At 70.7% G+C, this 22221-nt stretch carries 18 protein-coding genes; 9 read left to right on the plus strand and 9 right to left on the minus strand.

Annotated features, from left to right (window positions below):
• The first annotated feature begins 211 nt into the window (after positions 1-211).
• On the plus strand, positions 212-3124 hold the full coding sequence (locus AC067M_RS18965; protein ID WP_478698130.1) for a glycoside hydrolase family 48 protein: 2913 nt from the start codon (positions 212-214) through the stop codon (positions 3122-3124).
• Between the two features lie 102 nt (positions 3125-3226).
• The gene (locus AC067M_RS18970) at positions 3227-5896 is read left to right on the plus strand and encodes a cellulose binding domain-containing protein (protein WP_478698131.1); all 2670 of its coding nucleotides are present in this window, start codon (positions 3227-3229) and stop codon (positions 5894-5896) included.
• 201 nt (positions 5897-6097) lie between these two features.
• Here the strand turns inward: AC067M_RS18970 and AC067M_RS18975 are convergent, their stop codons facing one another.
• Both AC067M_RS18975 and AC067M_RS18980 read right to left on the minus strand, forming a co-directional pair.
• A complete protein-coding gene (locus AC067M_RS18975; RefSeq protein ID WP_478698132.1) occupies positions 6098-7969 on the minus strand; it encodes a rhamnogalacturonan lyase in 1872 nt (623 codons plus the stop codon).
• Between the two features lie 38 nt (positions 7970-8007).
• Positions 8008-8967: a helix-turn-helix transcriptional regulator gene (locus AC067M_RS18980; RefSeq protein ID WP_478698133.1), complete on the minus strand. Its 960-nt coding sequence runs from the start codon at positions 8965-8967 to the stop codon at positions 8008-8010.
• Between the two features lie 39 nt (positions 8968-9006).
• On the opposite strand from AC067M_RS18980, the gene AC067M_RS18985 reads away from it, so the two are divergent.
• Positions 9007-9531 carry a hypothetical protein gene (locus tag AC067M_RS18985; protein ID WP_478698134.1) on the plus strand — a complete coding sequence of 175 codons (525 nt, stop codon included), beginning with the start codon at positions 9007-9009 and terminating at the stop codon, positions 9529-9531.
• Positions 9528-10010, plus strand: a complete 483-nt coding sequence (locus AC067M_RS18990) for a hypothetical protein (RefSeq protein WP_478698135.1) — start codon at positions 9528-9530, stop codon at positions 10008-10010. The genes AC067M_RS18985 and AC067M_RS18990 overlap by 4 nt, the downstream gene beginning before the upstream one ends.
• On the opposite strand, the gene AC067M_RS18995 is transcribed toward AC067M_RS18990, so the two are convergent.
• A complete protein-coding gene (locus tag AC067M_RS18995; RefSeq protein WP_478698136.1) occupies positions 9973-10719 on the minus strand; it encodes a class I SAM-dependent methyltransferase in 747 nt (248 codons plus the stop codon). The two genes, AC067M_RS18990 and AC067M_RS18995, sit on opposite strands and share 38 nt — an antisense overlap.
• 32 nt (positions 10720-10751) lie before the next feature.
• Positions 10752-11057, minus strand: coding sequence for a 4a-hydroxytetrahydrobiopterin dehydratase (locus AC067M_RS19000; protein ID WP_478698137.1), 306 nt, complete (start codon positions 11055-11057; stop codon positions 10752-10754).
• Between the two features lie 119 nt (positions 11058-11176).
• Here AC067M_RS19000 and AC067M_RS19005 point away from each other — a divergent pair, with 119 nt between their 5' ends.
• Positions 11177-12034 carry a helix-turn-helix domain-containing protein gene (locus tag AC067M_RS19005; RefSeq protein ID WP_478698138.1) on the plus strand — a complete coding sequence of 286 codons (858 nt, stop codon included), beginning with the start codon at positions 11177-11179 and terminating at the stop codon, positions 12032-12034.
• Here AC067M_RS19005 and AC067M_RS19010 read toward each other — a convergent pair.
• Positions 12016-12441, minus strand: coding sequence for a hypothetical protein (locus AC067M_RS19010; RefSeq protein ID WP_478698139.1), 426 nt, complete (start codon positions 12439-12441; stop codon positions 12016-12018). The genes AC067M_RS19005 and AC067M_RS19010 overlap by 19 nt on opposite strands.
• 275 nt (positions 12442-12716) lie before the next feature.
• Between AC067M_RS19010 and AC067M_RS19015 the strand changes: the two genes are divergently transcribed.
• From AC067M_RS19015 to AC067M_RS19030, 4 genes are all read left to right on the plus strand, one after another.
• Positions 12717-13580, plus strand: coding sequence for a helix-turn-helix domain-containing protein (locus tag AC067M_RS19015; RefSeq protein WP_478698140.1), 864 nt, complete (start codon positions 12717-12719; stop codon positions 13578-13580).
• Positions 13581-13597: 17 nt separating this feature from the next.
• Complete coding sequence (locus AC067M_RS19020) at positions 13598-14419, plus strand: SAM-dependent methyltransferase (RefSeq protein WP_478698141.1); 822 nt, start codon at positions 13598-13600, stop codon at positions 14417-14419.
• Between the two features lie 129 nt (positions 14420-14548).
• Positions 14549-15175 (plus strand): hypothetical protein, encoded by a 627-nt coding sequence (locus tag AC067M_RS19025; RefSeq protein ID WP_478698142.1) that lies wholly within the window; start codon positions 14549-14551, stop codon positions 15173-15175.
• 1 nt (position 15176) lies between these two features.
• A complete protein-coding gene (locus AC067M_RS19030; RefSeq protein ID WP_478698143.1) occupies positions 15177-17468 on the plus strand; it encodes a M48 family metalloprotease in 2292 nt (763 codons plus the stop codon).
• Between the two features lie 52 nt (positions 17469-17520).
• On the opposite strand, the gene dnaK is transcribed toward AC067M_RS19030, so the two are convergent.
• The 4 genes from dnaK to AC067M_RS19050 all read right to left on the minus strand — a co-directional run bounded on the left by dnaK (position 17521) and on the right by AC067M_RS19050 (position 22167).
• Complete coding sequence (gene dnaK, locus AC067M_RS19035) at positions 17521-19398, minus strand: molecular chaperone DnaK (RefSeq protein ID WP_478698144.1); 1878 nt, start codon at positions 19396-19398, stop codon at positions 17521-17523.
• Positions 19399-19458: 60 nt separating this feature from the next.
• Entirely contained in the window at positions 19459-20217 is a 759-nt protein-coding gene (locus AC067M_RS19040) for a glycerophosphodiester phosphodiesterase family protein (protein WP_478698145.1), read from the minus strand.
• A gap of 3 nt (positions 20218-20220) precedes the next feature.
• Entirely contained in the window at positions 20221-21609 is a 1389-nt protein-coding gene (locus AC067M_RS19045) for a hypothetical protein (protein ID WP_478698146.1), read from the minus strand.
• Positions 21610-21741: 132 nt separating this feature from the next.
• Entirely contained in the window at positions 21742-22167 is a 426-nt protein-coding gene (locus tag AC067M_RS19050; protein ID WP_010983301.1) for an OsmC family protein, read from the minus strand.
• Positions 22168-22221: the final 54 nt, after the last annotated feature.

Genomic DNA, 22221 nt, shown 5'->3' on the forward strand with positions numbered 1-22221 from the left:
TCGACTGATGGAACCGCTCCCACTGGTGTCTCGAAGTTAGCGCCAAGCGTCAGTAAAGAACAGGGGCGTCACTGACTTTCCCTCAACTGTTCCAGGTCGAATCTTTTCGACTCTTCAAACATCTTGACCCCTCGCACCCTCGTCCTCACTATGGGAGCGCTCCCACTGGTTCAAGCCTTGACATCTCCGAGCCGCAAGGAGGAACCAGCACATGCATCCCAGAGGCAGACGCCGCACCGCGCGGCGACTGTGGACCGCCGTGGTGGCGGCCCTGGCCCTTCCGCTGACGATGTTGAGTTCGGGATCGACCCCCGCTCAGGCGGCAGCGCTTCAGTGCAGTGTCGACTACAAGACCAATGACTGGGGTTCCGGCTTCATCGCCTATCTGACCCTCACCAACCGGGGCACGGATCCGATCAACGGCTGGACGCTGACGTACGCCTACTCGGGCAACCAGAAACTGTCCAACGGGTGGAGCGGCGTCTGGTCCCAGTCCGGGCAGTCGGTCACGGTGAAGAACGCGACCTACAACGCGAACATCGCCGCCGGGGCGGCGGTGGACACGGGCGCGCAGTTCACCAGCGGCGCCAACGCCGACCCCACCTCCTTCGCGGTCAACGGCACGCCCTGCACCGGCGCGCACCAGCCGCCGATCACCGTGCTGACCAGCCCCGCGGCCGGGGCCGTCTACTCGCAGGGCGACGCGGTCCCGCTCGCGGCCACCGCCGCGGCCGCGGACAGCGCGACCATCAGCAAGGTCGAGTTCTACGACGACACGACCCTGCTGGGCACGGACACGAGCGCGCCGTACACCCTGTCCGCCTCTGGCTTGACCGTGGGCAGTCATTCGCTGCTGGCGAAGGCCTACGACAGCCTCGGCGCCTCCGCGGAGTCCACGCCGGTCGGCATCACCGTCGCCTCGGGTCCCGCCGTGGTGGCCTCGCCGACCCAACTGCCCGTGCAGCAGGGCAAGACGGCCACGTACGACGTGAAGCTGTCGACCCAGCCGTCCGCGAACGTGACCGTGACGACCACCCGTACCGGCGGCAACACGGGCCTCACGGTGACCGGCGGCGCGTCGCTCGTCTTCACCCCGTCGAACTGGAGCACCGCGCAGAAGGTGACCATCACCGGCAACGCCTCCGGCACCGGTGCGGCGACCTTCGAGTCGACGGCCACCGGCCATGCCAAGGCCACGGTGACGGCCACCCAGATCGCGGCGACCAAGGAGTACGACGCCCGGTTCCTGGAGCTCTACGGCAAGATCACCAACCCGGCGAACGGCTACTTCTCACCCGAGGGCATCCCCTACCACTCGGTGGAGACGCTGATCGTCGAGGCTCCCGACCACGGTCACGAGACCACGTCGGAGGCCTACAGCTATCTGCTCTGGCTACAGGCGATGTACGGCAAGGTGACGGGCGACTGGACCAAGTTCAACGGCGCCTGGGAGATCATGGAGAAGTACATGATCCCCACTCACGCCGACCAGCCGACCAACTCCTTCTACAACGCGTCCAAGCCGGGGACCTACGCGCCCGAGCTCGACACCCCCAACGAGTACCCGGCGAAGCTGGACTCCGGGGTCTCTGCGGGCTCGGACCCGATCGCCGGTGAGCTGAAGACCGCGTACGGTACGCCCGATGTCTACGGTATGCACTGGCTGCAGGACGTCGACAACGTCTACGGCTACGGCAACTCGCCCGGCAAGTGCGAGGCGGGTCCGTCGGACACCGGCCCGTCGTACATCAACACCTTCCAGCGCGGCGCGCAGGAGTCGGTGTGGGAGACGGTGCCGCAGCCGACCTGCGACGCCTTCAAGTACGGCGGCAAGAACGGCTACCTGGACCTGTTCACCGGGGACGCGTCCTACGCCAAGCAGTGGAAGTTCACCAACGCCCCCGACGCCGACGCGCGCGCCGTGCAGGCCGCGTACTGGGCGGACGTCTGGGCCAAGGAGCAGGGCAAGGGCAGTGCTGTCTCCGCGACCGTCGGCAAGGCCGCGAAGATGGGCGACTACCTGCGCTACGCGATGTACGACAAGTACTTCAAGAAGATCGGCAACTGTGTCGGACCGTCCACCTGCGCGGCCGGCACCGGCAAGGACGCCTCGATGTACCTGCTCTCCTGGTACTACGCCTGGGGCGGCGCCACCGACACCAACGCGGGCTGGGCCTGGCGCATCGGCTCCAGCCACGCCCACGGCGGCTATCAGAACCCGCTCGCGGCGTACGCGCTGAGCAACTACGCCCCGCTGAAGCCCAAGTCGGCGACGGGCCAGGCGGACTGGGCGAAGTCCCTCGACAGGCAGCTTGAGTTCTACCGCTGGCTGCAGTCCGACGAGGGTGCCATCGCGGGCGGCGCGACCAACAGCTGGGCGGGCCGGTACGCGACCCCGCCGGCCGGCAAGTCGACCTTCTACGGCATGTACTACGACGAGCAGCCCGTCTACCACGACCCGCCGTCCAACCAGTGGTTCGGCTTCCAGACGTGGTCGATGGAGCGGGTCGCCGAGTACTACCAGCAGACGGGGAACGCGGCCGCCAAGGCGGTCCTCGACAAGTGGGTCGACTGGGCGCTGTCCAAGACCACGATCAACCCGGACGGCACCTACCAGATCCCCTCGACGCTCCAGTGGTCGGGCCAGCCCGACACCTGGAACGCGTCAAGTCCCGGTGCCAACAGCGGACTTCACGTCACCGTCGCCGACTACACCAACGACGTCGGCGTGGCGGCCTCGTACGCCAAGACCCTGACGTACTACGCCGACCGGTCCGGTGACACGGAGGCGAAGACGACGGCGAAGGCGCTGCTGGACGGCATGTGGAAGAACCACCAGGACGCGCTCGGGATCGCCGTGCCGGAGACCCGCGCCGACTACAACCGCTTCGACGACGGCGTGTACGTCCCGAGCGGCTGGAGCGGCAAGATGCCGAACGGCGACACGATCAACTCCTCCTCGACCTTCGCCTCGCTCAGGTCCTTCTACAAGAACGACCCGGCCTGGTCGAAGATCGAGAACTATCTCGCGGGCGGTGCCGCGCCCTCGTTCACGTACCACCGGTTCTGGGCCCAGGCCGACATCGCCCTGGCCATGGGCTCGTACGCGGAGCTCCTCGAATAGGTCCCCGCTAAGGCTCCGCGTACCGCGCCGGGCGGCCCTCACCCGCACAGAGGGCCGCCCGGTCGTCGCGCGTTCCCCTCCCCCACAGGAAGGACTCCCACCGTGCGAAGAACCCGCATCCTCACGGCCGTCCTCGCCCTCGCCGCCGGCCTGCTGGCCGGCACACCCCCCGCACTGGCCTCGGCCGACGAGAAGGTGACGATCGCCGCCGAGTCGTACACCTGGAAGAACGCCCGCATCGACGGCGGCGGCTTCGTGCCCGGCATAGTCTTCAACCGCAAGGAGAAGAACCTCGCCTACGCCCGCACCGACATCGGCGGCGCGTACCGCTGGCAGGAGTCGAGCAGGACGTGGACGCCGCTGCTCGACTCGGTCGGCTGGGACGACTGGGGGCACACGGGCGTGGTGAGCCTCGCGTCCGACTCCGCCGACCCGAACAAGGTGTACGCGGCGGTCGGCACGTACACCAACAGCTGGGACCCGAAGAACGGCGCCGTGCTCAGGTCGTCGAACCGTGGCGCCAGTTGGCAGAAGGCGGACCTGCCGTTCAAGCTGGGCGGCAACATGCCGGGGCGTGGCATGGGAGAGCGGCTCGCGGTCGACCCGAACAAGAACAGCGTGCTGTACCTGGGCGCGCCCAGCGGCAAGGGGCTGTGGCGGTCGACCGACTCGGGGGCCACCTGGTCGCAGGTGACCAACTTCCCCAACGTCGGCAACTACGTCCAGGACCCGAGCGACACCTCCGGCTACGCCAGCGACAACCAGGGCATCGTCTGGGTCACCTTCGACGAGTCCACGGGCACGTCCGGCAACGCCACGAAGACGATCTATGTCGGGGTCGCCGACAAGGACAACGCGGTGTACCGCTCGACCGACGCGGGGGCGACGTGGACGCGGCTCGCCGGCCAGCCGACCGGTTACCTCGCGCACAAGGGCGTACTGGATACGGTCAACGGCTATCTGTACATCGCATACAGCGACAAGGGCGGCCCGTACGACGGCGGCAAGGGCCAGTTGTGGCGGTACGCGACCGCGACGGGCACCTGGACGAACATCAGCCCGGTCGCCGAGGCCGACACGTACTACGGCTTCAGCGGGTTGACGGTCGACCGGCAGAAGCCGGGCACGGTGATGGTGACCGGGTACAGCTCATGGTGGCCGGACACGCAGATCTTCCGCTCGACGAACAGCGGCGGCACCTGGACGAAGGCGTGGGACTACACGTCGTACCCCACCCGCGCGAACCGCTACACCATGGATGTCTCGTCCTCGCCGTGGCTGACGTGGGGCGCGAACCCCTCACCGCCCGAGCAGACCCCCAAACTGGGCTGGATGACGGAGGCGTTGGAGATCGACCCGTTCAACTCCGACCGGATGATGTACGGGACGGGTGCGACGATCTACGGCACGGAGAACCTCACGAACTGGGACGGCGGCAGGCAGTTCACCATCAAGCCGATGGTGCAGGGGCTGGAGGAGACCGCGGTCAACGACCTCGCCTCTCCCCCGTCGGGCGCGCCGCTGCTCAGCGCGCTCGGTGACGTCGGCGGCTTCCGGCACACGGACCTGACGAAGGTCCCGTCGATGATGTACACGTCGCCGAACTTCACCACGACCACGAGTCTGGACTTCGCCGAGACGAACGCCAACACGGTGGTGCGCGTGGGGAATCTGGACTCCGGTCCGCACATCGCGTTCTCCACGGACAACGGCGCCAACTGGTTCGCGGGGACGGACCCTTCGGGCGTCTCGGGCGGCGGGACCGTCGCGGCGGCGTCGGACGGCAGCCGCTTCGTGTGGAGCCCGGCGGGCACGGGGGTGCAGTACGCGACCGGCTTCGGTACGTCGTGGCAGGCGTCGAGCGGGATCCCGGCGGGCGCGATCGTCGAGTCGGACCGCGTGGACCCCAAGACCTTCTACGGCTTCAAGTCCGGGAAGTTCTACGTGAGTACGGACGGCGGCGCCACCTTCACGGCGTCCTCGGCGACCGGCCTGCCGAGCGGCGACAGCGTGCGCTTCAAGGCGCTGCCCGGCGCGAAGGGGGACGTCTGGCTGGCGGGGGGTGCGACGGACGGCGCGTACGGCCTGTGGCACTCGACGAACGGCGGTACGACGTGGACCAAGCTGTCCAACGTCGAACAGGCGGACGCGATCGGCTTCGGCAAGGCGGCCGCGGGTGCCTCGTACCAGACCCTCTACACCAGCGCGAAGATTGCCGGCGTCCGGGGGATCTTCCGCTCCACCGACAAGGGCGCGACCTGGACCCGCGTCAACGACGATGCTCACCAGTGGGGTTGGACGGGCGGGGCGATCACCGGTGATCCGCGAGTCTACGGCCGCGTCTACGTCTCCACGAACGGCCGCGGTGTCATCTACGGCGACACGTCGGACACGAGCGGTGGAGGCGGCGGTGGCGGAGGCGGAGGCGGAGGCACCGACCCCACCCCGCCCGGCGCCTGCGCGGTGACATACAAGATCACCAACCAGTGGTCGGGCGGCTTCCAGGCGGACGTCCAGCTCGCCAACACCGGCACCAGCGCCTGGTCCAACTGGTCCCTCACCTGGACCTTCCCCAACGGCCAGACCGTCTCCCAGGCATGGAACGCCGACTACACCCAGTCCGGTTCGACGGCAACAGCGAAGAACGTCGGCTGGAACGGCAACGTGGCGGCGGGTTCGTCAGTGAGCTTCGGCTTCACGGGCAACTGGTCGGGGACGAACACGAAACCCACGGCCTTCGAACTGGGCGACCAGAACTGCACGGTGAGCTGACCGGAGGGTGTGTGCCGCTCCGGCACACACCCTTACTGCTCCATCACCATCGACGGCGAGACGAAGTCCGGACGGGCCAAGGGCGGCCACACCATCTGCTCGGCCGGCTCAACGGCGACTTCAGCGGCGGACTCAGCTGGACAGGGGCCCGACAGGCGGGTGCGAGCCGACTCCGGGTCGGTGCGCACCCACCGGCTCCCGTCAGGGCGTGTACACCGTCGGCCTGGGTGCCGTCGGCATGTTGTTGCCGATGAAGAAGCTCGGGTGCGGGGGCTGGTTGTAGGCGGTGTTCTGCCAGGCGATGCCCGTGCGGTACATCGTGTCGTGCAGCAGTGTGGTGATCCGGGTGGTGGTCTCGATCGGCGTCGAGTAGACGCGCAGGGCCGTGTTGTCCGACGTGGGCCAGACGACCTCCTCGCGCCAGTCGCCGAGGATGTCGCCGGAGAGGGACGGGGTCGCCTTGGTGCTGTTGTTGGAGTGGACGGAGGAGCCGGTGAGGAGGCGGGTGTCGGAGGAGGTGCCGTACTTGTCGATGTGGGTGCCGTCGAGGAGTTCGCGGACCGGGTCGGCGTCCCACCAGGACAGGAAGTTGACGGAGGACGGCTCGCGGCCCTTCGTGGCGCCGGCCTCGTCGCGGATGGAACTGTCGGAGGCGGACCACACCTCGGCCCCGTCGTTGCCCGCCCAGATGTCCCCGGCGACACCGCGACCGTTGTCGCAGCAGGCGGCCAGCTTCCAGTTCACGGTGCCGTTCGCGGGGTTGATGTACAGCTCCGCCGGCTGAGAGGTGGACTCGGAGACCTTGAAGTACTCCAGGCCCGCGTGCCCGGGGTCGAGGTCACCGAGGTGCTGGGCGTCGCCGTGGCCGGTCCTGGTCGTCCACAGCCCGTTGCCGTTGTCGTCGACCGCCATCGCGCCGTAGACGATCTCGTCCTGGCCGTCGTTGTCGACGTCGCCGACGGAGAGGCTGTGTGAGCCCTGACCGTCGTACCCCTTGCCGCTGTTGGTGGAGGAGGTGGTGTCGAAGGTCCAGCGACGGGTGAAGGAACCGTTTCGCCAGTCCCAGGCCGCGATCACCGTGCGCGTGTAGTAGCCGCGCGCCATGATCAGGGAGGGGCGCGAGCCGTCCAGGTACGCCGTGCCCGCCAGGAAGCGGTCCACCCGGTTGCCGTACGAGTCGCCCCAGGACGAGACCGTGCCGCGGGCCGGGACGTAGTCGACGCTCTGCATCGCCTTGCCCGTCCGGCCGTTGAACATCGTCAGGTACTCGGGGCCCGACAGCACGTAGCCGCTGGAGTTGCGGTGGTCGGCGGAGGAGCTGCCGATGACCGCGCCGGTGCCGTCCCTCGTGCCGTCGGCCGTCTTCATGGCGACCTCGGCCCTGCCGTCGCCGTCGTAGTCGTACACCTGGAACTGCGTGTAGTGCGCGCCGGAGCGGATGTTGCGGCCCAGGTCGACGCGCCACAGCCGGGTGCCGTCGAGCTTGACGCCGTCGATGACCGTGTTGCCGGTGTAGCCGGACTGGGAGTTGTCCTTGGCGTTGGTGGGCTGCCACTTCAGGACGAAGTCCAGCGCGCCATCGCCGTCGAGGTCGCCGACCGAGGCGTCGTTCGCCTCGTAGGTGTAGGCGACACCGTCGGGGGTCGTACCGCCGGCGGGCGGGGTGATGGGCACGTCCTTGTAGCCGGTGCGGAACTGGATCGCGTGGACGGAGTCGGCCTGCTCCACGCCGTTCACGATCGCGCGGACCGTGTAGTCGGCGGAGTTGGGCGCGCCGGAGTGGAAGTAGTTCGTGGAGCCGGTGATCGGCGTGGAGTTGACCTTCGTACCGGCCCGGTAGACGTTGAAGGACACGTTGTCGGGGTCGGTGCCGAGCCAGCGCCAGCTGACCAGGTTGCCGCTGTCGGTGTGCACGCTGACGACACCGCGGTCGAGCTTCTCCACCTGGCGGGCCGTGGCGGCCTCGGCACTGCCGGCGCTCAGCGCGGTCAGTCCGGCGCCGGTCAGGGCCGCCACGGCGGTCAGGGCGGCGAGGACGGCGGGGCGTCTGCGGTGCGTGTGGGGGTGCTGCACGGGACGAACCTCCTGGAGGACGGACGGGTTCCGCCCTCTCAGTCGTCGCCCATGGCATCGACGTTGCCGTAGATTCCGGCCAGTTCGGCGACCGTCCGGGCGATGCGCTCGCGAAGCTCGGGAGGTGCGAGGACCTCGACGTCAGAGCCCATACGCAGGAATTCGGCGTGCGCGTGGTCCAAGGACTCGATGGGGACGGTGGCCCGGGTCCAGCCGTCGCCGTCGTCGAGTACGTCGGCCTTCACCGCCCTCGCCAGCCGCACGCCCGGCGCCATCCGCACCAGCGCCTCGCCGCGGTGGAGGCGTTGGTGGAAGTCACGCTGGTACGCCGTCCAGTACGTGGCCAGGTCGAAGTCGTCCGGACGAGCGAACTTCTCGTCATTGGTGGTGAGTTCGAGGATCTGGTCGACGCGGAAGGTGCGCGGCCCGGGGCCGGCGACCACATACCAGCGGCCCGCCTTCAGAACCAGTCCGTACGGCTCCAGACGGCGTTCCACGTCGGTGGGCTCACGCCATCTGCGGTAGACGATGTGCAGGGTGCGGTTGTTCCATACGGCGTCGGCGACCGCCGACAGAAACCTTGGCGCCTCCCCGCCCTCGGCGTACCAGCCGGGCGCGTCCAGGTGGAAGCGTCCGCTGATCCGGTCCGCGTGGGCCCGCAGCTCGGGCGGCAGGGCGGCGCGGACCTTGAGCTGGGCGGCGGCCAGGACCGAGCCCAGGCCGAGCTCGGCGGCCGCAGCCGGGGCACCGGCCAGGAACAGTGCCTCGGCCTCGTCCGCGGTGAGGCCGGTCAGACGGGTGCGGTAGCCGTCGAGGAGTCGGTAGCCGCCGGAGTGGCCCGCGTCGCCGTACAGCGGGACGCCCGCCGCGCCCAGCGCCTCGACGTCCCGGTAGACCGTACGCACCGACACCTCCAGCTCCTCGGCGAGCTGGGCGGCGGTCATCCGGCCCCTGGTCTGGAGCAGGAGCAGGATCGAGACGAGTCGACTGGACTTCACTGACACAGGATGTCAGTGGACCGCGCCTAGCGTCCCGCCATGACCTTCACGGCCTCCGCGGCCTCCGCGGCCTCCGCGGCCTCCGCGGCCTTCACAGAGAAACTGTTGACCGTGCCACCGCCCATCGAGGTCGCCGGTCGGCACATCAAGCGCTACCACGTCACCGCCGACCCCGACGGCATCGCTCCCGATGTACAGGATGCTGCATACAAAATCCTGCCGACCCTGCTGCCGGAGCCGGACGGCACCCCGCCGGCGACCTTCGTCGTCCTGCACCGGGGCGGCGACGACGGCGCCTACCTGAACGCCTACAGCTGGACGTGGGACAACGTCCTGCACTTCGGGGGCGCGGCGGCCGGCCAGCCATTCCTCGGCTGTCCCGACCGCGACCCCACGCACTTCATCAGGCCCGGCAAACCGTGGATCGGCTGCGTCTGGGAGCTGCCGCCGATCCTGCACGAACGGGACGCCTGGGTACGGCACATGCTCGCGCCCGACGTCCCGGACCTGAACGCCTACTTGACCGATTCCCTGCCCGAGGGCACCACAGGAGACCGCGCATGAGCAGCCCGCACGACTTCGACTTCTTCCACGGCGACTGGGAGGTCCGCCATCGTCGGCGCACCGACTTCCTCGACTCCGACAGCGACTGGGAGGAGTTCCCGTCCACGTCCCGCTGTTGGCCGCTGTTCGACGGGGCCGCGAACGTCGACGAGATCGACATGCCGTTTCTCGGGTCGAAGGGGCTGACGCTGCGCCTGTTCGACCAGGAGACCCGGCAGTGGTCCCTGAACTGGTCCTCCAGCCGCAGCGGCAGACTGTTCCCGCCGGTGGTCGGCGCCTTCGACGGCGACCGCGGCGAGTTCTACGGCGACGACACCCACGACGGCAAGGACGTGCGAGCCCGGTTCGTGTGGTCGAGGGTGTCGGACATCTCCGCCCGCTGGGAGCAGGCGTTCTCGCTGGACGGCGGGGAGACCTGGCTGACCAACTGGGTCATGGAGTTCACGCGTCCCACGGCTTCAGGAACGCCCGCAGGGTGAACTCGGGGTCGGGGCGGGGCCGGTCCTGCTCGGGCAGGGCCTGGAGCCGGGCGGCGAACTCCTCGGCGAGCGGCTCGCCGGGCGGCAGCGTGACGAACCAGCCGCGCCGCAGGTCCGCGACGGCCCGGCGCGGACTGCGCCCCTGCCCCTGGCCACGGAATCGGGCCTGCCCGGCCGGGACCAGACCGCAGTCGAGGGCGTACGACTCGACGAGTTCGGCCGCGTCGGAGGCCGGGCGGCGGGGGCGGGAGGCGAGCACGGCGTCGATGTCGCTGCCGACGTTGTGCGAGGCGCCCTTGTCGACCGTGGTGACGTACACCCCGCCCGGTCGCAGCACCCGGGCGCACTCGGCGACGACGCGTCGCACGTCCTCGGCCGGTTCCACGAGGTGCAGCAGCCACACGCTGCTGACGGCGTCGAACTCCCCGTCCCGGAAGGGCAGTCGGCGGCTGTCGGCGCGCACGACGGCACCGGGCAGGCGGGCCGCGGCGTGCCGGACCATCGTCTGCGCGAGGTCAACCCCGGTGACGCGCAGGCCGTCGCGGGCCGCGAGGCGCCGGGTGACGATGCCCGTGCCGCAGGCGATGTCGAGCAGGCTGCGCGCCCGGGGCGGTACGAGGCCCAGGACGGCCTCGGCGGCGGCTGCCGCCCTTGGCTCGCCCCCGCGCGAGGCGTCGTAGCGCTCGGCTTCCTCGTCGTAGTCCAACACGTCCGCTCCCCCCCGTCACCGTCCTGCCCGTGTCACCGCACTCCGTGCCCGGGAGCCAGCGCCTCCACGCGTCGCGCCAGCTCGAAGTCCTGTTCGGTGACGGCTCCGCCGGCGCTGTGGGTGTTCACGGCGAGCGAGACCGTGTTGTAGCCGAGGGTCAGCTCGGAGTGGTGGCCGAGCTCCTCCTGGACCTGGGCGACGTGGATGACCAGGGCGGTCGCCGCGAAGTGGTCGGCGAGCCGGTAGGAGCGGGTGATGCGGTCCCCGTCGAGGGTCCAGCCGGGCAGCTCGGCCAGGCGGTCCTCGATCTCCTTCTGCGACAGCGGCTCGGGGGGCATGACGGTGGCTCCCTTCGTGAGTGTCACGTACCTGTCCAGCCTGCCACAGGAGCGGCGCCGCGGCCCTGGTCAGGCCCGCCCGGGGCCCCGAGGGGCACGCCTCTTGTACGGTCGTGCGCATGACCACTGCCGCGTCCGGACACGCCGCCCCAGCCGCCTCCGCCGCCCCCGCCGCCCCCGCCGACAGGGGCGTGGGCCCGCTGCTGCGGGCGTGGCGGGAGCGGCGGCGGGTGAGTCAGCTGGAGCTGGCGCTGCGCGCCGACTCCTCCGCACGGCACATCAGCTTCATCGAGACGGGCCGCTCCCGGCCGAGCGAGGAGATGGTGCTGCGGCTGGCCGAGCACCTGGACGTCCCCGTCCGGGAGCGCAACGCGCTGCTGCTGGCGGCCGGTTACGCCCCGCACTACCCGGAGACCCCGCTCGACGATCCGGCGCTGGACGCGCTGCGCGCGGGCATGGAGCGGCTGATCCAGGGCTACGAGCCCTACCCGGCGCTGGTGGTCGACGCGACGTACACCGTCGTCGCCGCCAACCGGGGCATCACGATGCTGCTGGACGGCGTACCGGAGTCCCTGCTCACGCCGCCGCTGAACGCGATGCGGCTGACGCTGCACCCGCAGGGGCTCGCGCCGCGCATCCGGAACCTGCGCGAGTGGCGCGGGCATCTCCTCGCGCAGATGGAACGGCAGATCGCCCTGTACCGGTCGGAGCCGCTGCGGGCCCTGTACGAAGAAGTAGCGGCCTATCCGATGCCGGAGACCGGGCCCGGGGCGGCGCCCGTGGACGGACCCGCCGAGCCGGTCCCGTACTTCGCCCTGCCGATGCAGATCGAGCACGAGGGCCGGACGCTGTCCTTCATCTCGTCTATCTCCACCTTCAACACGCCGATGGACGTGACCGTCGCCGAGCTGGCCATCGAGACGTTCCTCCCGGCCGACCCTGCGACGGTCAAGTACCTTCACGCGCTGGCGACCTGACGTGCTTTCAGGGCGAGGTGCTGGAGGGTGGCGAATCCGGCGACGGTGAGCGCCTGGAGCACCGTCCACCCGGCGCCGACCGCGGACGGCGACAACCAGAACGCCCACGCGACACAACTGAGCGCGGCCCAGGCGAGGTTGGCCTCGATCACCATCCGCACCGGCAGCACGGCGGGGCGGGCACGGCAGGCGAGCAGGCCGACACCGGCCGCGAACACCGCAAGAAACGCGCCGAGTTCGAGGAGCAGTCCGGAGCCGACGCCGAGGAGGCGGCCGAGGGGGCCGGAGGCGGCGAGGTAGGCGAGGCCGTTCGCGCCGGTCACGACGGCGTCCAGGGCGAGGAAGCGGCGCAGCATGATCTGCGGCTCGGACGTGCGGGCGAGTGCGGTGAGCTGGGTTGCGGACATGATGAATCACCCTCCGTCGAGGTCGGATCACTGCGGTCGGGGGTCGGGTCCCGGGCCGGAGTGCGCCGGCTCGGAACCCGGTGCCTCTACGATCCCGCCGCGGGGCCGGAGGGTCGATTACCCGCGGGGTAATGAACGCCCGTGGCGGGTCCTACCGGGAGTAAGGGGCGCCTCCCCCGGCACGCGTGACGAGTTCTTCCTCGCCAGCCCCGTGAGTTGGCGGCCGGAACATGACACACTGGCTCGGATCCTTCGGCGCGTAGGGGAGACGTGGCGTGAGTGAGCGGCGGCCGGCGCCCACCGTGGGACAGGTGGTGCTCGGCAAACGGCTTCAGGAGCTGCGGGAGGCGGCCGGCCTCAAGCGCGAGGAGGCGGCACGCGTCCTGCGCGTGGCCCCCGCGACCGTACGGCGGATGGAGATGGCCGAGGTCTCCCTGAAGATCCCGTACCTCCAGGTGCTCCTCGAGGCGTACGGCGTGCCCGCGTCCGAGGCCGCCGCCTTCGTGGCGCTGGCCGAGGACGCGAACAAGCCGGGCTGGTGGCAGCGGTTCCACGATGTGCTGCCGGACTGGTTCAGCCTGTTCGTGAGTCTGGAGGGCGCGGCGCGGATGATCCGCTCGTACGAGCCGCACTTCGTGCCCGGGCTGCTGCAGACGGAGGAGTACGCGCGCGCCGTCCTCGACTCCGGCACGATCGGGCAGACCACGCCGGAGTCGATCGAGCGGCACGTGTCGCTGCGCATCGCCCGGCAGCGGCTGCTGGACGGCCCGAACCCGCCCCACCTGTGGGTGATCATGGACGAGACGGTGCTGCGGCGCCCGGTGAGCATCCGGCCCGAGGTGATGCGGGACCAGCTGGACAAGCTCCTCGAGTACGCCGAGCGCGACCGGATCACCCTGCAGGTCGCCGAGTTCGCGAACGGGCCCCACCCGGGGACGTACGCCCCCTTCTCGCTGTTCCGCTTCGCCGAGCCGGAGCTGCCGGACCTGGTGGTCACCGAGTATCTGACCGGTGCCCTGTACCTGGACTCCCGCGCGGAGGTCTCCGCGCACCTGGAGGTCCTGGACCACATGACGACGCACGCCGCGTCCGCCGAGCGCACCAAGAAGCTGCTGCGCGAGTGCCGCGAGAACTTCTGAGCGGGAGAAGCCGACCCATGACCGGATCCGACACCGACGCCCTGCCCCCGCGCATCGACACCAGCCGGCCGCACCCGGCACGGGTGTACGACTGGTGGCTGGGCGGCAAGGACAACTACCCGGTGGACGAGGAGCTGGCCCGCCGGATCCTCGCCGTGGACGGGAGCGTGCTGCGTGGGGCGCGGGCCAACCGCCGGTTCATGCAGCGGGCCGTGCGGACCGTCGCCGAGGCGGGGATCCGCCAGTTCCTGGACATCGGGACCGGCATCCCCACTGAGCCCAACCTGCATCAGGTGGCGCAGCAGGTCGCGCCGGAGTCGAGGGTCGTCTACGCGGACAACGACCCGATCGTCCTCAGACACGCGCAGGCGTTGCTGCGCGGCTCCGCCGAGGGCAGCACGACCTATGCGCACGCCGACGTACGCGACGTCGACACCCTGCTGGCCCGGGCCGCCGAATCCCTGGACCTCACTCGGCCGGTGGCGCTGTCGCTGGTGGCTCTGACCCACTATCTGGGCGACGAGCCCGACGGCGACGACGTGTACGGCCTGCTGAAGAAGTACGTCGCCGCGCTCGCGCCGGGCAGCCATCTGATCCTGTCCCAGGTCACCCCGGACCTGAACCCGGAGGCCGTCGGACAGGCGGCCGAGCACTTCCGGCGCGGCGGCACACCCTTCCATCCGCGCTCCCTTGCCGAGTTCGCGCGCTTCTTCGAGGGCCTGGAGCTGCTCGGGCCGGGCCTGATCCCGGTATCCGGGTGGCGGCCGGAGCCGCAGGACGTGGCCCTCCAGGCGGAGGGCATCGTGCCGGTGTACGCGGGTGTGGCCCGCAAGGCCTGAGCCCGCGCCGATCGCCGGACAGGCCGAGGGGTCCGGGGCCATACTTGCGATACATGGCGACACATGTGCCGATGTCCGGAATTCATGGAGTCGCGGCGGGGCAACGACACGGGGGGCTGACACACACTCATGACGACTCCGACACCATCCGGCACCGTCGCGTCCACGAGCCCGTGGCGGGTCGACGCGGAACGCCGTCAGCTCGCCCGGGCGCTGGCCGAGTCGGTGGTGACCGACGTGGCCGCCCAGGAACTCCCGCTCTTCGAGCGGCGTGCCCGGAGCTACTTCCGCCCCCGGCTGTGGAGCCGTAGGCCCTTGTCGGTCGACCCCATCGGGCTGGCGACCGACGTGGTGACGCCCGCGGCGCTGTCGGCGGCGGTCGGAGTGCTCGGGGTGATGTCGGCCGAGTTGGTGAGCCGGTTGACCGCGCGCCTGGTGGGCCGGGTGGCGCGCCGTCGACGTCGGGCCGAGGTCGAGCCGGCCGAGCCCGCCGCGCCGCCGGTGGCAGCGCCCGCACCGACCGCCGCGGAGCTGGCCCGCTGGCGTGCGGCCGCGCTGTCGGGCGCCCTGCGCCATGTCTCCGGGCAACGGGCCGAACGGGTCGCCGACTCCGTGCTGGCGGAACTCGTCAACATGCTGGCGAGGGACACCGAGCCCGGCGGGAACGGAAACGGGAGACCAGCCGGCGACGGAGACACAGCCGGAGGCAGAGACGCAGCCGGCGGCGGAGACGGCCCAGCGGCGACCGGACGCTGACGTGCTCGTACGGGCCCTCCTCTTCTGTGTCGCCCTGATGGCCGCCGCCGTCACGATCGCCTTTCCGGCGACCACCAGCCGGGAGGACGACAGCTCCGAGGCATACAGCCGGTGTTGGCCGGGCGCCTTCAGGGAGTTCCAGTTGACCCTGCCCATGGACCCCGTCGAACGCGAGATCCTTCGCCAGGCGCCGTTCTGGCCCCCGCAACCAATACCGGAGGAGTACGGGCCGGCCCTGAAGCGGTACTTGCAGGAGCACTGCCCGGCGCAGACGGTCGACCCGCGCAAGTCGCGCGAGTCGCGGTTGGGACTGGCGCTGGGCGTCCTGGGGGTGGGGGGCTTCGCCCTGTACTGGCTCAGCCCGTACCAGCAGATCACCTTCCGGCGGCTGCTGCGGCTGCGGCCCACACCGCCCACCGGAGCACCCCGCGGCTACCGGCCGGACCTCGCCGACGCGGTGTTCCGGCTGGCGGACGACGCGGGGGTGACCGTCCACGGGGTGTGGCTGAACGCCTCCGAGTACACGAAGAACGCGGTGGCGTTCGGGCACTGGCGGCGCCGGCACATCGAGCTCGCGAGTGGCATGGAGAAGCTGTTCGACGAGGATCCGGACACCTTCGAGGTCGTGGTCCGCCATGAGCTCGGCCACATCCGCCACCGCGACCTCGACGTCACCCATGGCGTCACCGCACTGTGGGGGGCCTTCGCCGTCCTGCTCGCCGCCACCTTCTGCTTCGCGGTGTCCGGTTACGCCGGCGACGGTGCGTACCTGCTTCGGCTCTCCTTCCATCTCGCCCTGCTCGCCTGCACGTTGTACGCGGCCCGCAACGCCTTCCTCCAGTCACGGGAACTGCACGCCGACGCCTTCGCCGTGGGTGGTCCCCTCGAAACGGACCGGGGGGAGGAACGGCGGCGGAAACTGGACGAGTTCTTCGTCGATCTCGCCGCACGACGTCCGTCCGCCCCCCGGTGGAACCGCGCGTGGTTCGTCAGCGGTATGACCCCCGCCGCACCGGACACGACGGTGCGCGGCGGCGCCGGTCTGCCGTTCGCCACGCATCCCGCGCTCCAACGTCGTAGGGCGGCCCTGCGCCACCCCGCCCTGGCGAGTGAACTCAGTGTCTGGGAAGCCGCGTTGACCGGTTGCGTCGCCCTGTTGGCCGTGAACCTGCTGCTGGGGGACAGTTACGACGTCATGGTGACGGCGCTGCGACTGGGCGCCGGCGAGCTCGACACGCTCCGCCCCGTCTACACGTGGCTGGCGCTGCCCCTGCTGCTCCCGGCCGGTGCCGTACTGGGCTCCGGCATCCGGCACACGGTCGCCGCGTGGGGCGGTGTCCGCGGTGGACGCGCCCTGGCGGGACGGCTGGCGCTGCTCGCCCTGGGTCTGTGGGCGGGGTTGTGTGCCGGGTGCATGCTCCATCCGACGCAGGCGTCCGAAGGCCGGTCCGTGCAGCTCGGCACGATGTGGTGGAGCGAATTCACCGACGCCCTCGGGCTCGGCCTCGCGCTGACGGCGGCGCTGACGGTCCTGGCGCTGTCGTTGTTCGCCCTGGTCTGCGACGGCGTGTGGGGGCCACAGGCGGCGTCCTGGTGGGTCGGCGCGTATGGCCTGCTCGCCACCCTGACCTGGTTCCCGACGGCCCTTCCCGACGGGAGTGCCCCGTACCTCCAGGGCGTGGTGGTCGGCGTGGCGCTGCTGAGCGGAGCCCTGCTGCCGTTCCTGCGGCGCCGGACCGGACAGCCCGCTCCCCCGCCCCTCTTCCCGGAGGGGCCGGTGACGCGGACCGAGGCTCCGGACACGACGGGGCCACGACTCCTGCTGGCCCATGCCGTCACCGTCGCGACGGCCGTCGGGGTGATCGTCGACGCCGGTGACCTCCTCGTCGACGCACCGGAGACAGCGCTCGCGCTGGTGTTCCGGCTGGGGCTGGTCTCCTACGTCGCCGTCCTCACAGGAGCGGCCGCCGCGCCGCACGACGCCGAGTTCCGGCGGCGGGTCCGGTACGCCGTCCTCTGCCTGGTCGTGAGTGCCGGAGCGGCCTTCCTGATGTATTTGAAGAGCGCCGTCCTGGGCGTCCTGCCGGTCGTGGTGATCGGCGGGGCGGCGGCCTGCGTGGCGATGGCCGGCCGGATCTCGGCGGCCGCCCTCTACGCCTTCCGCCACCGTCGGAGCTCGGCGACGGCCACGCCGACTCCCGCCCCGTCCGACGCCGCCCCGCAGCCGCCCTCGGCCGGGCCACGAGGTGAGCCCGGAAAGGGCCCCCGGCACGCCGCGGGCCGGCACCGCTGATCGGCGGACCGTCAGGCCGTGGGACGCGCAGGGAGGAGACGGAGGAGACGGTCTACGCCGCCCCGCCCTTCGCCTCGCGGTCCTCGTCGTCGACGATCTCGGCGTCCACCACCGTTTCGTCGTCCTGCCGGCCCTGTTGGTCCTGGCCCGGTGCGGCGCCCTCGGTCGGTGTCTCCTGCTGGGCCTGGGCGTACATGGCCTGGCCCATCTTCTGGCTGACGCCGGCGAGTTTCTCGACGCCGTCGCGCAGGGCGGCCGTGTCGGCGTTCTGCTCCAGGAGCTGCTTGAGCTCGGCGACCGCGGACTCCACCTCCGTCCTGGTCTCGGCGGGGATCTTGTCGGTGTTGTCGCGGAGGAACTTCTCGGTCTGGTAGACGAGTTGCTCGGCCTGGTTGCGGGTCTCCGCGGCCTCCCGGCGCTGCCGGTCCTCCTCGGCGTACTGCTCGGCCTCCCGCATCATGCGGTCGATGTCGTCCTTGGGCAGCGCGGAGCCGCCGGTCACGGTCATCTTCTGTTCGCGGCCCGTCGCGAGGTCCTTCGCGGAGACGTGCATGATCCCGTTGGCGTCGATGTCGAAGGCGACCTCGATCTGCGGGACACCGCGCGGCGCGGGCGGCAGCCCGGTGAGGTCGAAGACGCCGAGCTTCTTGTTGTAGGCGGCGATCTCGCGTTCGCCCTGGTAGACCTGGATGCCGACGGAGGGCTGGTTGTCGTCGGCCGTGGTGAAGATCTCCGAACGCCGGGTGGGGATGGTCGTGTTGCGTTCGATGAGCTTCGTCATGATGCCGCCCTTGGTCTCGATGCCGAGGGACAGCGGGGTGACGTCGAGGAGCAGGACGTCCTTGACGTCGCCGCGGATGACGCCCGCCTGGAGGGCCGCGCCGACGGCGACGACCTCGTCGGGGTTGACGCCCTTGTGCGGGTCCTTGCCGGTCAACTCCCGTACGAGCTCGGTGACGGCGGGCATCCTGGTCGAGCCGCCGACGAGGATCACGTGGTCGATCGCGGACAGCTTGATGCCCGCGTCCTTGACGGCCTGGTGGAAGGGTGTCCTGCACCGGTCGAGCAGGTCCTCGGTGAGCTCCTGGAACTGGGCGCGCGTCATTTTCTCGTCGAGGTGCAGGGGGCCCTCGGCGGAGGCCGTGATGTAGGGAAGGTTGATGGTGGTCTCGGAGGACGACGACAGTTCGATCTTCGCCTTCTCCGCGCCCTCGCGCAGCCGCTGCAGCGCCATCTTGTCGTTGCCCAGGTCGATGCCGTTCTGGCCCTTGAACTTCTTGACCAGGTACTCGACGATCCGTTGGTCCCAGTCGTCGCCGCCGAGGTGGGTGTCACCGTTGGTGGCCTTGACCTCGATGACGCCGTCACCGATCTCCAGCAGGGACACGTCGAAGGTGCCGCCGCCGAGGTCGAAGACGAGAACGGTCTGCTCCTCGCCCCGGTCGAGGCCGTAGGCGAGGGCGGCGGCGGTCGGCTCGTTGATGATCCTGAGGACCTTCAGGCCGGCGATCTCGCCGGCCTCCTTGGTGGCCTGTCGCTGGGTGTCGTCGAAGTAGGCGGGCACGGTGATCACGGCGTCTGTGACGTCCTCGCCGAGGTAGGACTCGGCGTCCCGCTTCAGCTTCTGCAGGACCCGCGCGGACAGCTCCTGGGCGCGGTAGCGGGTGCCGTCCACGTCGCCCTGGTCCGGGAAGCGCCAGTGCGCGTCGCCCATGTGGCGCTTGACCGAGCGGGCGGTGCGGTCGACGTTGGTGACCGCCTGCCGCTTGGCGACCTCGCCGACGAGCACCTCGCCGTTCTTGGCGAACGCCACGACCGACGGTGTGGTCCTGGCCCCCTCCGCGTTCGCGATGACCGTGGGTTCGCCGCCCTCCAGGACGGCCACCACCGAGTTCGTGGTTCCGAGATCGATCCCGACCGGACGTCCCATCACTGTCCCCTTTGTGAGGAAATCTCCCGCACTCCAGCTCAGAACCTGAGTGGGCTCCTGTCAATGGGACACGTTCCCCGCCGCCGGGGTTCGATGCGGCTCTCCCCGGAGCTGGACGGCCCGCCGGGGCCGGTCGGTGACCAGTACGTCCACGCGCGGGTCGGTGAGGAAGGTACGCATCGCGGTGTCGTCGTTGACCGTCCACACCATGGTGAACAGGCGGTGGCGGGCGGCCTCGCGCAGCACGCCCGCGCGGGCGAGACGCTGGTGCACGGCGACCCCGTGGGCCCCGCAGGCGCGCAGGCGCCGCATGGGGAACAGTTCGCTCGCCCGGGTGCGGGCCAGCCGGGCGGCCCCCACCTCCTGGCGGTCGCGTCCCAGGGACAGGGCGGTGCGGACCTGGGGGAAGGCGCTGGTGATCTCGGCGATCGACCGGTCCTCCAGGGTGGTCGCGACGAACCCGTCGGGGCCGAGCAGGGCGATCGCCCGGTCGATCAGCTCGCGCTCGTGGCCGACCTCCTTCAGATCGAGGTGCCCGACGAGCCTCCCGGCGATCAGCGCCATGACCTCGTCCACGGCCGGCACCGGGAAACCGGCGCGTTCGCTGAGCTCGGCGTGGGCGATCCGCGCCAGCTCAGGACCGGTGCCGTTCACGCGGGGGTCGTGGTGGACGACGAAGACACCGTCCGCGGTCCGCCGGATGTCGAACTCGACGTACTCCGCGCCGGAGGCCACCGCGTCCTCGTAGGCCTCCCGGGTGGCCGGGCCGAAGCGTTCGGAGCCGCCGCGGTGGGCGGAGACGGCGGGGCGTCGCGGCATGGGTCACCTCCCGGACGAGGGGCGTGGAGGGGGCACGGGCGCCCGGACGTCGTCCGGGGCGGCCAGGAGCGAGCCGGAGCGCCTGCCGACCCGCCTGAGCAGCACATAGCCGATCAGGACCAGGACGACGAAGGGCAGCCAGGCCACCACGTAGGCCGCGCCGTATTCTCGCAGGTCGAGGATCGAGCGGCCCTTGTCCACGTTGGTGCCGTTGACCCCGAAGAACGCCAGCAGCAGCGTCGGCGGCAGCGCGATCAGCGTGGCAGCGGCGACGAGGCCGGAGATCGTACGGTCGCGGCGGTCGTCCCGCTCCGCGAGGGCGGCGTCCAGGGCCGCCGAGCGGGCGTTGATCACGGAGGTCAGTCGCTCGACCATGCGCGCGGAGTTGTCGAGGCTGTCGCGGACGCCGAGCGCGTCGCGCAGGGAGGACTGGAAGCCCTCCATGACCATCTCCGGGATCAGCAGGCTGTCGACGTAGGCCTCCACGCCGAAGGCGAGGTCGAGTTGGAGTTCGTTGACGCCGGCCGACAGCCGGGAGATGAGCGCGCGCACCTCGGACGGGGAGTCCGTCGGCGCCTGTTGGTTGGCGCGCATCATCCCGAACGCGGCCAGCCGGGTGCGCTGCAGGACGGCCAGGGCGGAGACCATGCCCAGCGCCACCAGGGCGAGGCCGTTCTCCACGTGTGGGGCCCAGCCCGCCTGGACGGAGACGCCCCGGCCGTGCGCGGAGACGGTCACGCCGTGGTTCCTCATGTGCGGCGGGACGATCACGCCGGCGTGGGGAACGCCGTTGCCGGGCAGTCTGCCGCGGTAGATCATCTCGCTGAGCGGGGCGGACAGCCGGGGGTCGTCGTGATCGCCCGCGTCGAGCAGGTCGCGCGCCAACCGGCCCCCGGGGAAGATGACTTGGTGGACGTTCTGCCCGAAGGCGAGCGGTTCTGGCAGCCCGAGTCGTTCGGTCAGCACCTCGAGCAGCGGCCGGCCCGCGAGGGTGAGCTCGGCGCGGTCGAAGCAGGTGGCCGCGAGCCACGGGGCGACCGCGTCGGACGGGGTCTCGTCGGCGAAGTCGCAGTCAATGAGCAGGGTCGCGTCACCGCGCGGGGTGGTGACGACCAGGACACGCGCCCCGGCCAGGTCGAGTCCGCGCGCGCCGCTCGGCAGCCCGAGCTCCTGCGGGGAGACCTGTTCGGTCAGGATCGGTACGGGCAACAGCGGTTCGCTGGAGCGCAGATGGGGCGTGAAGCGGCCGAAGTCGAAGCCGGCGACGAGGCGTCCGGGCGCTCCGGGTTCCGGTAAGACCCGGCCGGCCAGACTGAACAGCAGCAGGATGCGGGTGCGTTCGCGGACGGCGGAGTCGAGCACCCGGCCGTTGTCGGAGGTTCCCGGCAGCATTCCCATCCTTCCGACGCCTGTTCCGCCGTATCGGCGCAGGGCGTTATACCCCGCCCCTCGTCGCCGAACCGGCGGGCACGCGGACCGCCCCGGGAGGGCGGCCCGCGGTGGCGTGCGGTGGGTCGCGCCGGGTCAGGCGAGCTTGGCCGACAGGGTGATCGTCGTGCCGGTGAGGGCCTGGCTGACCGGGCAGTTCTTCTTGGCGTCCTCGGCGGCGGCGACGAACGCGTCGTTGTCGAGGCCGGGGACCGTGCCCTCCACGGTCAGGTGGATGCCGGTGATGCCCTCGCCCGGCTGGAAGGTGACGTCGGCGGACGTGACCAGCTTGGTGGGCGGGGTTCCGGCACCGGCGAGGCCGTGCGAGAGGGCCATGGAGAAGCAGCTGGAGTGGGCGGCGGCGATCAGCTCCTCGGGGCTGGTCTTGCCGTTCGCCTGCTCGGCGCGCGACGGCCACGACACCGGCTGCTGGCCGATGCCGGAGGAGTCGAAGGTGACGACGCCGTTGCCCTCGAGCAGGTTGCCTTCCCAGACGGTGTGTGCGGAGCGCGTGGTTGCCACGGTTCTTCCTTTCACGTGGGTTTCCCGTCGGACGGGTTTCCGTGCCCCATCCGA

Source organism: Streptomyces sp. NPDC043427 (assembly GCF_056436655.1).

Bases quoted from the DNA above. Each gene is read 5' to 3' on its own strand.
- AC067M_RS19045 (WP_478698146.1), bottom strand. From the start codon at position 21,609: ATGCTGCCGGGAACCTCCGACAACGGCCGGGTGCTCGACTCCGCCGTC.
- AC067M_RS19025 (WP_478698142.1), top strand. From the start codon at position 14,549: ATGACGACTCCGACACCATCCGGCACCGTCGCGTCCACGAGCCCGTGG.
- dnaK (WP_478698144.1), bottom strand. From the start codon at position 19,398: ATGGGACGTCCGGTCGGGATCGATCTCGGAACCACGAACTCGGTGGTG.
- AC067M_RS18985 (WP_478698134.1), top strand. From the start codon at position 9,007: ATGACCTTCACGGCCTCCGCGGCCTCCGCGGCCTCCGCGGCCTCCGCG.
- AC067M_RS19010 (WP_478698139.1), bottom strand. From the start codon at position 12,441: ATGTCCGCAACCCAGCTCACCGCACTCGCCCGCACGTCCGAGCCGCAG.
- AC067M_RS19040 (WP_478698145.1), bottom strand. From the start codon at position 20,217: ATGCCGCGACGCCCCGCCGTCTCCGCCCACCGCGGCGGCTCCGAACGC.
- AC067M_RS18990 (WP_478698135.1), top strand. From the start codon at position 9,528: ATGAGCAGCCCGCACGACTTCGACTTCTTCCACGGCGACTGGGAGGTC.
- AC067M_RS19005 (WP_478698138.1), top strand. From the start codon at position 11,177: ATGACCACTGCCGCGTCCGGACACGCCGCCCCAGCCGCCTCCGCCGCC.
- AC067M_RS19000 (WP_478698137.1), bottom strand. From the start codon at position 11,057: ATGCCCCCCGAGCCGCTGTCGCAGAAGGAGATCGAGGACCGCCTGGCC.
- AC067M_RS18965 (WP_478698130.1), top strand. From the start codon at position 212: ATGCATCCCAGAGGCAGACGCCGCACCGCGCGGCGACTGTGGACCGCC.
- AC067M_RS19020 (WP_478698141.1), top strand. From the start codon at position 13,598: ATGACCGGATCCGACACCGACGCCCTGCCCCCGCGCATCGACACCAGC.